Origin of the sequence: Bacillus sp. AFS001701 (assembly GCF_002559405.1) — a bacterium.
In the GTDB taxonomy this organism is placed as follows: Bacteria; Bacillota; Bacilli; order Bacillales; family Bacillaceae_G; genus Gottfriedia.
Genome location: NZ_NTZO01000575.1, coordinates 1 through 10415, shown reverse-complemented (window position 1 = coordinate 10415; position 10415 = coordinate 1). Strand labels below are relative to the sequence as shown.

Below are 10415 nucleotides of genomic sequence, written 5' to 3'. Positions count from 1 at the left end.
CCTACATAATCATATCATAATTAGCGAGAAGGTGAAAAGAATGGCACAACCAATGATCAATAATAAAACGAAAAAATCGTTAACAAGAATTGGAGTAGTAATCGCACTAATAGGTACTAAATTAAAGCTACTTTTACCGCTATTAAAAGCTGCAAAATTTTTATCTTTCTTAAGCATGATCTTGTATTTATTTGTATACGGATTTACTTTTGGTTGGTATTTTGCTTTCGCACTTGTTTACTTATTAATTTGTCATGAAGGCGGACATTTAATTGCTGCGAAACAAAAGGGTCTACCAACTTCACCAGCATTTTTTATTCCTTTTGTTGGAGCGGTTATTTCACTTAAAGAAATGCCAAAAGATGCTGTAACTGAATCTTATGTAGCGTTTGGTGGTCCGTTTTTAGGCTTAATTTCAGTTCTACCAGCAATTCCGCTCTATCATTACACACATAATGAATTTTTCGGATTAGTCATCGCTTTAGGTTGTATACTTAATTTGTTTAATTTAATTCCGATTTCTCCTCTAGATGGAGGGAGAATTTTAAGTGTTTTACCACCAATTTTTTGGTTTATCGGTATTATGATGATGTTAGTGTATTTATTTTACCAGCCTAATTTTATCGCATTTTATATTATTATTTTAGGTATTACGACATTCATTAAACGAATACGAGAAGCTTACCAGTTAAAGGTAGTAAAAGAAAAAATAAAACTATACGAACATACAATTAAACAATTTCAATTTGGGATTTTTAATGTCTATTCTGATCGTACGATTGTAAAACGTTTCTTTTTCCCATTTTTTGAAGATAATAAGAAATTAGAATTAGAAATTCATAAGGAACGCCTTGAAATAAACTATCTAATTCGTTCCGTTCGAGCACGTTTACATGAACCAGACTTAGACTGGAGATCTTATATTGATGAAAAGATTCAAGAAATTAAGCATAAAAGGATTGCACCTTTACTGAAACAACAAGAAACATTAGAAACTTACTATGTTTCTAGTAATCGTAAAAAATGGCAAATTTTTATTGCTTATATCATCTTAGCGAGTAGTTTAGCTTTACTTGGATTTTGGAGCTATGGATTAATTGAACATGTTTTAGGTAGATAAAAGAAAAAGAACCTATTTTGAAAATAATAATTCAAGATAGGTTCTTTTATTTTAATTATAAATGCACTCTTGATTTTCGTGACTGTTTTCCATTTCCCTCGGGGGATTTGAAGTATAGTTCAGGGTAAATAATAAACCGTTTTTAGTGCTAAATGGAAGTTTTGTTCAATAAAGAATAGGAATTTTGTGGAAAAAAATGGAATATCCTAAAGGTAGAACTAAAACGAGCTTTTTATTTTACATACATTTTGTGTAAATTTGAGTTTTGTGTAGTTTTCAAGTAAAAATGTCAGGAGGTATACCACAATGTTTGTAATTGTTATTTTGGGATTTGTTATTATTATGATTGCATTTGGTTTTTTTATGGAAAAGAAGTTTGGAACTGGCACTCCAAATAAAAGTGATAATCAAACATTGAATGAAGAAATTGGGAGAAATACAACCAATCCTACTAATTCGAATAATATAAACGGACCAAATTAAGAAGTTCTTCGTTAAAAAGGAGGATTTATGTTAAGGAGCAAATTAATTTCTGATTTGGTAAATAAAATCTTGTGTCTAAAAATAGATCATCCAATTCGAGTGGGAGTTAGTGGAATTACAGCATCTGGTAAGACAACTATTGCTAATGAAATCGCAGAAGAACTTAAACGCAGGAAAAAGAACGTGATTAGAACAAGTATTGATTATTTTCATAACCCGAGAGAGATTCGTTACAAACACGGGAAGGAATCTGCTTTAGGTTATTATGAGGCTGCCCATGATTACGAGTCTTTTAAGCAAAAACTTTTAATACCTTTAGGACCAAATGGCAACCTGCAATATCAAACATCCTCCTTTGACTTACTCAAGGATGAGTATGTTAATTCAGATTTAAAAGTTGCAACCAATGATATGATTTTTATTTTAGATGGAACATTTTTATTTAAGATGGAATTATGTAACTTGTACGATTTTAAAATATTCGTAGATACCGAATTTGTTATTGCAAGAAAAAGAGGAGCAATCCGTGAAGAACGAGCATTCGGAAGCTTTGAAAAAGCAGAAGAAATGTTTATTAAAAGATACCATGCAGCTTCGAAACTCTATTTGGAGCAACATTCACCTCAACTTAATGCGGATGTAATCATTAAAAATAATGATTTAAATAATCCTAGTTTTGTATTTAATAATAAATTGCTATCATAACTCAATAAGAACTACTTCCCGAAAACTTACTTATAAAAATAGGAGCAGCCTTTATAACTCATAAATCTACGAAATATCGACTTTTTAGCCGATTACCTTAGTCAACATACGCATGTTTTAGTTTGACAAGGAATTTAACCGTTGCTTGTTGAAATACTCATAGTTAACAAATTTTGGTAATACCCTATATTTTAGTGCTTAATTTTCTATATTAGGAGGAGTTATAATTGCAAATGTTTTTTAGATATAATTGGTCGGTAAGAGAAGAATGGTATAGGTGGTGTGAAGAGCTAAGTGAAGAGGAACTACTGTTAACCCGATCTGGTGGAATGGGAAGTATTTTACATACACTTTTTCATATAGTTGATGTAGAGTGGAGCTGGATTCGTGTCCTACAAGGCAAATCTGATTTTCAGGAGAATTTCAATGCTTATAAAAGCTTAGATAAAGTTCGAGAATTGGACGCCAAATTTCATATTGAAGTGAAAAATTTTGTAGACAGCTGGGATCATGAAATGGAAAACCGTTTATTTTACGATACTTTACCAGATGGAAGAAATGTGACGGATACTTGGGGCGAAATCATTAGACATACCATTGCTCATGAAATTCACCATATAGGGCAATTATCAATTTGGGCAAGGGAAATCGGGAAACAACCTGTTTCTGCAAATCTAATTGGACGGGGTCTTGCCACTCATTCGAATAAATAATTATCAAAGAATATAGTTTAGTCCATTTTTGTTTTATGTAAAGTTCTAGCTACCAGCGATGGTAGCTTTTTTTCTAACATAGGTTAAGTAATTTGGATTAAATAGGACCTATTTTATAACAAGAAATAAATTACATCGGCTAGTATTTTTCTTGATTACAAAACTTTCCTCCTACCTCAATCTGATTCCTATTTCCTACAATTATATCAACACAGTGAGTAATTGTGATTTGGGGGAATTTCGCCTTTTTTCTTATAAACCAGACAATCCATATGCAAATATACTGCCATTTTATGCAATAAAAAAGACTACAGAAGAAGTAGTCGTGTCTTGTTAAACTAAAGCATTGCATTAGTTAAAAAGAATAAATTTATATCTAATGCATATCCCGCATCTTTAACTCTCCATTTTCCTTTTTTACTATCTCTAACCAGCGTCCAACCAAAATTATCCATCGTTTTATTTGCATCCCAACCACCTACAACTGTAGGAGCAGTTTTAATGGTAGAAAAGACAACAATGGCATTTTCATCTTCCATATAAGATTCAATTGTATCTGCTTCGATCGCTTGAAACTCTGAATAATGTAGTTCTGTAATTGTGCATCCTTCATTATTATTATCTTTCTTGAAATTTTTCTTGACGGTTTCGAATGCTGTCTTTATATCGTACTTCGTTAACTTTTTAGATTGTCCTATTCTCACTTTTACATAATCAGCATCAGTATAAGTATCTTCTGCTTGTTTAACTCTCCATTTACCCTTTTCATTATTTCTTATTAAAGTCCAAGTGTATCTAGTCTGAGTTGAATTGGGCTTCCAACTTCCATCACCACCGGAAGAATCGACTTTAAAGTTTGAAAGCAAAACAATTACATTTTTATCGCCTACAACTGTTTCATAACCCCCACCATAATTCATATAATCTTTGGTGATGGCAAGAGAATCTTTTTCTGAATACCATAGATCCGTCAATGTGCACCCTTTATAACCTTTAAATGTTTCCTTTACAGTACTTACTGCTGCTTTTATTTCGTCCTTAGTGAACTTACTTGATTGTCCTATTTTTACTTTTACAGTTTCAGCATCAGTTTGGTGCTTATATAATAGAATTGAAGATACAATAACTATAAATATAAAAAGGGAAAAATATCGTTTCTTATTTTTCATACTAAGTACTCCTATTAATATTTTTGATTAAGCAAATTTCCAGTTACTCCCACAAAGATGATTATACAGTAAAAAACTACTACTGTAATTTGGGGTAATTTCGCATATTTGAAACAAAAATATTCTTATGGAGCTAAACTGCCTGAGAAAATCAAAAATCTACTCTAATAGATCCTAATATTTCAGCCAATATAAAACTAATAAAATTTTGTATGTAAATCTTTAAAAACATTTATAGCCTGAAAAAAATATTCATTATAAGTTCCTTCATCTTCTAAACTCCAACATGTTGATAATACAGCATGCGAATAACCCCACAGGAGTACTCTTTCTTTATTTAGATTCAATTCTTTTACTAGTAGATTAATTCGATTTTCTAGAGTCGTAGAAATATTTTTTCCCTCTAAGTTGTTCAAAAGAAACTGGATGATGTCATATTCTCTTTCGCCTATTAATCCTTTTGGATCAATAACTTTCCATGATTTTTCTCCAGCTTTTAAAATATTATAATGATGTAAGTCACCGTGAAGTAAGTATTTTGTAGATTGTGTACGATTCATTTCTTTGAAAATAACAAATGCATCTAATAACATTTCTTTTGATATAGGGCCTAAACCCTTAGGAAATTTTTCAACAATTCGACTTAAGCTTTTTTCTCTACTGAATATGGTAGGTATTCTAGTGGATTTAGGTGCAGCTTTCCATAAATTTTTCATGACTTTGATGGCTATCCCCATTGCCTCTTGTTCATTTTCAATTGTAGCAAGGGTATCACCAGGCAATAGTTGTTCTAAAATTAGGATCCCTTCATTAAGATCGAAATCTATAACTTTAACAAAATCTTTATTTTTAAACTCTCTTAAAGCTTCAACCTCACTATTAAATTCCTCATTAGGAACTGCTAGTTTAATAACTGCGTTTATTTGACCATCAATTAAAATTGGCGCTACAAAATTATATGATAATTCAAATGGTGATAATATTTTCATATTCCATCGAATTTCACATCTATTGTACAAGTCTTCAAAATTATCGAGCCATATTTTTCCTTTTTCTTTATGGATATCTTTAATCGTTTTTATAAACTGATCTGGAAGCGTTATCACTTAATCATCCTTTTCTATAAATAATCTTTTTTAATGATTGAAATTTCCAAAAAATGTAGAGTTGAACTGAAATACAATTGCTTTTTGTAAAAGTAGAAAAATTGAGTTCCTCACTTTTAAAAAAAATCATATGGAGAAACTCAACTTCCGTTAGATGAAAGATGGAGAGAATAATCATATTAGTTGTTCTTTTAATTTGTCTTCTTCAATTAATCGATTATTTTGATAATTGCCATTTGCATATTGAATAATTTGATCTTTAATATTTGGATATAAAATGATATTGTCTAATTCATTAATTGGTATCCACTTTACGCCAGTTTGATTTGGATCTGGATTTGGTGGCAACGTAGGAATTGAGTTTTCTTTAATATGACATCGGAACATCAAACTTAATCCATGTATTCTATGACCGGTCATATGTGGTGCATTTTCTGAAACAAATACTAGATCTCCAACCTCAACTTCTACACCTGCTTCTTCAAATGCTTCTCTTTTTACAGCCTCAGTAATTGTCTCACCAGCTTCGGTACCGCCAGCTGGTAAATTATAGTGAATTCCGTCCTCATCTGTAAATTGAACTAATAAGACTGAATCATTTTCAACAATTAAAGCACATGCTCTTACACGAATATGATACATAACCTAGTTCCCCCAATAAAGTGATTAGTCCATTATCTAAAAAATAAATTCAACTTTCAATCTATTTTAACGAATCAAGCAGAAAGACCTAAATAATAAAAAGGCATCATGGAATAGGTCCATGAATGCCTTCTAGTCAAAATATACTACCCATCATTTAACTTGGCTATCTAAAAAATAAGAAGAAAGAACATGTTTCATTATTTCGATTGCTTCATCTATTTCTTCGTATGATAAATTGATTGGCGGTAATAATCTTAATACATTAGGTCCTGCAGTTCCAACAATTAAACCATTCTTTAGAAATTGCTCCACTAGTTGATCCACAGATTGCTTTAACTCGATACCAACCATTAATCCTTTACCGCGTATTTCTACTATTTGTGGAAACTCTTCTTTTATTTCAGCTAATTTATCAAATAAATACTGTCCTTTATCTTTTACACTACTTAAAAATTGCAAATCATTAATAATATTGATTGTTTCAAAAGCAGCCGCCATTGCTAAATAATTTCCTCCAAAAGTTGAACCGTGCGCTCCTAACGAGAATGTATTAGCTAGATTGTTTTTACCGAGCATTGCCCCAACTGGAAAACCATTCCCTAAACCTTTGGCTAGCGTTATTATATCTGGATTTAGTGGAGTTTGTTCATAGGCAAACATTGTTCCTGTTCTACCCACTCCGGTTTGTACTTCATCAACAATGAGTAATAATTCATGTTTTTTACAAAGAGCTTGAACACCTTCAAAAAAGTCATTATTACCAACGATTACACCACCTTCACCTTGGATTACCTCCAAAATAATTGCTCCAGTATTTTCATTAATTTCATTTTGTAAAGCATTCAAATCATTATAGGGTACATAAGTAAATCCACTTAACATTTCGCCGTATCCTTCATGGATTTTAGACTGACCTGTAGCAGCCATTGATCCAAACGTACGTCCATGAAAGCTTTGTTTAAAACTGATTATATGAGATTTACCTGAATGTTTTCTTGCTAATTTTATTGCTGCCTCATTCGCTTCTGTACCACTATTACAGAAAAATACTAATCCATCCTTAAAGCTTTTTACTAATAGCTTAGCTAGCTCGTCTTGTTTTTTTATTGTAAATAAATTTGATACGTGCCAAATCGATTCTACTTGTTTTTTAAGTGCACTTACAACTTTTGGATGACAATGTCCTAAGTTACAAACAGCAATTCCACTTAAAAAATCTAGGTACTTGTTATTTTCGTCATCATATAGGTAAGTACCTTTTCCAGCTTGAAAATTAATTGTTTTTTTATTATAAATTGGGAATAAATTACTCACTTAACACAACTCCTTTTGTAAATACTGTACCGTTAATCGTTCCATTTTCATTTAAGAAATTCTCACCAACAATTGCCACTGAATTTACTACATTTAATGCATTTAAGGCACTTGTAACTTTAGGAATCATTCCACCATAAATTGTTTTTTCATCGATTAATTTCTCAACTTCACTAGGCGTAATCTTTTCAATCAATTTTTGATCTAGATCTAAAACACCATTTGTATTTGTGATAAAGCAGAGCAATTCCGCATTCATTGCCTTGGCAATACTTTTTGCCGCTTCATCCGCGTTAATATTATATTTTTGGCCAATTTTATCCACCCCAACAGGCGAAATAACGGGTACATAATCATGGTTAAGTAGTAAATTTAATAGATTTGTATTTACATCTTCAATTTCTCCAACCCAACCTAATTTTCCCTTATTATAAAGTGAAGCTTCTAGTAATAGATTGTCACATCCTGATAGACCAATCGCTTTAATATTATATTGATTACAAATAATCGTTAAATCTTTATTAATTTTTCCATTTAGCACATATTCTACAATTTCTAGAACTTCGGATGAAGTCTTTCGAATGCCGTCTTCCATTTCTACTGGAATTGAAAACTTTACTAATAAGTTATTAATAAGTGGTCCCCCACCATGAACAAGGATGACTTTTTTACCACTCATTTTTAATTGATTTATATTTTCAAAGAATGTATTTGATAAGTTATGGATTAAACTACCACCAAGTTTAATAACGACTGTTTCCAATGTTTAATTCCCCCTTATGTGCGATAGCTTGCATTTATTTTCACATAATCATAAGTTAAATCGCAGCCCCATGCGGTACCAACTGCATCTCCTTCATGTAAATGGACATCAATATAAATAATCTCATTTTTCAAAGCAATTTTCGCTTCTTCTTCATTAAACTCAACTGGTTTACTACCAAATAATACGGTTACACCGTTAATGGAAATATCGATTTGATTAAATTTACCTTCGACCCCGCTATATCCAATGGCACCAATAATTCTTCCCCAGTTAGCGTCTTCACCATAAACAGCTGTTTTTACTAAATTTGATCCGACGATCGTTTTAGCAATTTGATTTGCATTTTTTTGGCTTGAGGCTCCATTTACATTTACTTCAATTAACTTAGTTGCCCCTTCACCATCTCTAGCAATCTTTTTAGCCAAGTCTTCACAAACTAATTGAAATGCAGCTACAAAATTAGCCCAATCTGGGTGACTTTCAGTTAATTCCTCATGTTCAACAGCTCCATTTGCCATAACTAAAACCATATCATTTGTTGAAGTATCTCCATCAACTGTAATTTGGTTAAATGTCTTATCTGTCACTTCTTTTAATAAGGTTTGTAACTGAACAGAACTAATCGTAGCGTCAGTTGTCACAAAACCAAGCATAGTTGCCATATTTGGATGAATCATTCCAGAGCCTTTAGCAGACCCAGCAATCGTTACAATCTTTCCATCAATCAATACTTCATAACAAGTAGTTTTTATTACAGTATCTGTCGTTAAGATTGCCTGACCAAAATCTTCTCCATCTTCCAACTTATTTCCGACCGTTAACATATCAATGCCGCTCTTTAAACGATCCATTTTTAAATATTCACCGATTACACCGGTCGATGCGATTGCAACTAAATGGTCTGGTAAATTAAGGTGATCAGCACACCACGCTCTCATTAAATAGGCATCATCTTCTCCTTTTTTACCTGTACATGCATTTGCACAACCACTATTTACTAAAACTGCTTGTAGCTTATTACTATATGCAATACTCTTTTTTGTAATCGCAATTGGTGCAGCTGGAAATAAATTTAATGTATAAACTGCGGCAACAGATGCTGGTTTCTCGGAATAAATTAATCCTAAATCTTTACGTTTATAACGTAGGCCAGCATGAACTCCACTAGCATAAAAACCATTTGGTGATGTAATTGTTCCAATTAATTTTTTTATATTCTTTTCTTTTGTTATCAACTTTTATCTCTCCTTATGGAAATATTGGTGTAAATTGTAAACCTGCTTCATCTGGCAAACCTAACATTAAATTCATATTTTGAATTGCCTGCCCAGCCGCTCCCTTAACAAGATTATCAATGACAGAAACGATCGTGATTCGATTTGTACGTATGTCGTAAGTAGAGTATATATCACAAAAATTTGAACCATATACATCTTTTGTACAAGGTACTCCGTCTCTTACTCTCACAAAATAGGAATCTTCATAACTTTTGTTATAGATTTCTTTTAATTCTTCGTTACTAATTTCACGTGTTGATGTCACATACATTGTTGACAAAATTCCTCTTGTCATAGGTACTAAATGTGGTGTAAAAGTTATAAAATCCTGTGTTGAATCAATTGATCCAATAAATTGTTCAATTTCAGGTATATGTTGATGTTCAGTAATTTTATAGGCTGTTAAATTTTCATTTCGATTCATAAATTGAGTCGTTTGATTAGCTGTTTTCCCAGCACCAGAAATTCCAGATTTAGCATCTACTATAATTGAATTTTTCTCTACAAGTCCTGCCTTTAATAATGGTGCGACTCCGAGTAGCGTTGCTGTTGGATAACATCCTGGATTTGCAATATTATTGGATTGTTTGATCGCTTCTCGATTAAGTTCAGATAGCCCGTAGGTAAATTGATTCGTTTTTGAAAAACAAGGATGTGTATGTTTATACCATTTTTGGTATGTTTCTTCTTTTTTTAATCGAAAATCTCCAGATAGGTCAATTAATTTTGTATTCGAAAAATCGATTTCTTCCATTAACTCACTGCTAACTCCATGTGGTGTCGCAAAAAACAAAATATCATTTTCTGAAACAGATTTATTTTTATTCCACTTTTTTATTGCACCACTTGTACTAGTAGCTAAATGTGGATAATAAGTAGACATATCTTCCGTATAATCTGATGTTGAATAAAAATTCATACTGCTTATTTCCGAATGCATTGATAGTAATCTTATGAGTTCAAGACCACCATATCCGGTTGCCCCAATAATACCGACTTTCATTTTAATTTCCCCTTTTATAAAATTATATTCTTCATTATAATTATGAATAATTATAAAATCAATTGTATTTTTATAAATTTTCAAAAAAAAAAAAAAAGATTAACCAATTTTCTT

General features: G+C 31.7%; 11 protein-coding genes. 4 read left to right on the top strand and 7 right to left on the bottom strand.

From position 1 onward, the window contains the following. The 4 genes from CN514_RS23280 to CN514_RS23270 form a co-directional block, all read left to right on the top strand. Positions 1 to 1120, top strand: a 1120-nt coding sequence (locus CN514_RS23280; RefSeq protein WP_217993957.1) for a site-2 protease family protein, incomplete at its 5' end; no start/stop codon positions are given. A 306-nt stretch (positions 1121 to 1426) separates the two neighbouring features. Continuing rightward, the gene (locus CN514_RS25995; RefSeq protein ID WP_176526046.1) at positions 1427 to 1603 is read left to right on the top strand and encodes a hypothetical protein; all 177 of its coding nucleotides are present in this window, start codon (positions 1427 to 1429) and stop codon (positions 1601 to 1603) included. A 27-nt stretch (positions 1604 to 1630) separates the two neighbouring features. Next, a complete protein-coding gene (locus tag CN514_RS23275; protein ID WP_098234607.1) occupies positions 1631 to 2308 on the top strand; it encodes a nucleoside/nucleotide kinase family protein in 678 nt (225 codons plus the stop codon). A gap of 227 nt (positions 2309 to 2535) precedes the next feature. Continuing rightward, positions 2536 to 3021: a DinB family protein gene (locus CN514_RS23270; RefSeq protein ID WP_098234606.1), complete on the top strand. Its 486-nt coding sequence runs from the start codon at positions 2536 to 2538 to the stop codon at positions 3019 to 3021. Positions 3022 to 3359: 338 nt separating this feature from the next. On the opposite strand, the gene CN514_RS23265 is transcribed toward CN514_RS23270, so the two are convergent. The 7 genes from CN514_RS23265 to argC form a co-directional block, all read right to left on the bottom strand. Next, a complete protein-coding gene (locus tag CN514_RS23265; RefSeq protein WP_098234605.1) occupies positions 3360 to 4190 on the bottom strand; it encodes a hypothetical protein in 831 nt (276 codons plus the stop codon). 197 nt (positions 4191 to 4387) lie between these two features. Next, positions 4388 to 5296: an aminoglycoside phosphotransferase family protein gene (locus tag CN514_RS23260; protein ID WP_098234604.1), complete on the bottom strand. Its 909-nt coding sequence runs from the start codon at positions 5294 to 5296 to the stop codon at positions 4388 to 4390. Positions 5297 to 5470: 174 nt separating this feature from the next. After that, positions 5471 to 5938, bottom strand: coding sequence for an NUDIX domain-containing protein (locus CN514_RS23255; RefSeq protein ID WP_098234603.1), 468 nt, complete (start codon positions 5936 to 5938; stop codon positions 5471 to 5473). A gap of 153 nt (positions 5939 to 6091) precedes the next feature. Next, complete coding sequence (locus tag CN514_RS23250) at positions 6092 to 7255, bottom strand: acetylornithine transaminase (protein ID WP_098234602.1); 1164 nt, start codon at positions 7253 to 7255, stop codon at positions 6092 to 6094. Continuing rightward, positions 7248 to 8018 (bottom strand): acetylglutamate kinase, encoded by a 771-nt coding sequence (gene argB / locus CN514_RS23245; protein WP_098234601.1) that lies wholly within the window; start codon positions 8016 to 8018, stop codon positions 7248 to 7250. Before argB ends, CN514_RS23250 begins: the two co-directional genes overlap by 8 nt. Before the next feature lie 14 nt (positions 8019 to 8032). Beyond that, positions 8033 to 9256 (bottom strand): bifunctional ornithine acetyltransferase/N-acetylglutamate synthase, encoded by a 1224-nt coding sequence (gene argJ / locus CN514_RS23240; RefSeq protein ID WP_098234600.1) that lies wholly within the window; start codon positions 9254 to 9256, stop codon positions 8033 to 8035. Between the two features lie 13 nt (positions 9257 to 9269). Further along, complete coding sequence (gene argC, locus CN514_RS23235) at positions 9270 to 10301, bottom strand: N-acetyl-gamma-glutamyl-phosphate reductase (RefSeq protein WP_098234609.1); 1032 nt, start codon at positions 10299 to 10301, stop codon at positions 9270 to 9272. Positions 10302 to 10415 lie beyond the last annotated feature (114 nt).

Excerpts from the sequence above, each read along its gene's own strand:
- CN514_RS23255 (WP_098234603.1), bottom strand. The coding sequence starts at position 5,938 with ATGTATCATATTCGTGTAAGAGCATGTGCTTTAATTGTTGAAAATGAT.
- CN514_RS25995 (WP_176526046.1), top strand. The coding sequence starts at position 1,427 with ATGTTTGTAATTGTTATTTTGGGATTTGTTATTATTATGATTGCATTT.
- CN514_RS23265 (WP_098234605.1), bottom strand. The coding sequence starts at position 4,190 with ATGAAAAATAAGAAACGATATTTTTCCCTTTTTATATTTATAGTTATT.
- CN514_RS23275 (WP_098234607.1), top strand. The coding sequence starts at position 1,631 with ATGTTAAGGAGCAAATTAATTTCTGATTTGGTAAATAAAATCTTGTGT.
- argC (WP_098234609.1), bottom strand. The coding sequence starts at position 10,301 with ATGAAAGTCGGTATTATTGGGGCAACCGGATATGGTGGTCTTGAACTC.